The sequence below is a fragment of the Mesorhizobium sp. M7A.F.Ca.CA.004.06.1.1 genome, from assembly GCF_003999135.1.
Lineage (GTDB): Bacteria > Pseudomonadota > Alphaproteobacteria > Rhizobiales > Rhizobiaceae > Mesorhizobium.
This window is the reverse complement of record NZ_RZPQ01001333.1, coordinates 1-701: the sequence shown is the minus strand read 5'-3', so window position 1 is coordinate 701 and position 701 is coordinate 1. Positions and strand designations below refer to the sequence as shown.

General features: G+C 61.1%; 2 protein-coding genes. Both read left to right on the top strand.

Features of this window, described 5'->3' with window-relative positions; genetic code table 11:
- On the top strand, positions 1-369 hold a 369-nt coding region (locus EN906_RS36150; RefSeq protein WP_127375873.1), incomplete at its 5' end, for a hypothetical protein.
- Between the two features lie 118 nt (positions 370-487).
- A partial coding sequence (gatC, locus tag EN906_RS36145; RefSeq protein ID WP_127375872.1) for an Asp-tRNA(Asn)/Glu-tRNA(Gln) amidotransferase subunit GatC occupies positions 488-701 on the top strand: 214 nt, incomplete at its 3' end.

Sequence of the window (701 nt, the reverse complement as noted above, 5' to 3'; positions counted from 1 at the left end):
CCCGCGCTCGCTGCGGATGATTTCATCGAAGGCATCTACCTTCAGTCCGAGGAGCTTTGCAAACAGGCCAAGAAGGGCACGCTGCAAACGCTGATCGACGCCGGCAACATCGTGCTTTCGGCGTACGGCCTGCAAAGCGTCGAATACAATTGCGAGTTTCTGCAGATCAGCAAGGCGACGGCTTCGCCGAGCTGGGCGGTGACGGCCATCTGCCAGGAACCGGGTTATGTCTTTCCCGACGTTCTCTCGGTGACGCAAATGAACGCGAAGCAGATCGATCTCGTGTCGGTTCGGCCCGTCGACGACGAAAGCGAAGCAAGCGGCAACAGCGGCAGCTACTATCTGTGCGAGGGCGTTGCCCTGCCATAGACGTATTCTGAGAGCCGACGAGCGGGCCGCCGCCACAGCCTGGCCTCTCGCACGATGCATGTTGCGCAGCGCGCGCGGCGCCGCTATAGCCCGAACTGGTTTTCCCCGAGGCAAAAACATGTCCGTAGATCTTCAGACAGTGAAGCGCGTCGCGCATCTCGCCCGCATCGCGGTGAGCGAAGAGGATGCCGAACGGATGACCGGCGAGCTGAACGCCATTCTGGGCTTCGTCGAGCAGCTGAACGAGGTCGATGTTTCCGGTGTCGAGCCAATGACCTCGGTGACGCCGATGGACATGAAGAAGCGCAGCGATGTCGTCACCGACGGCGGCA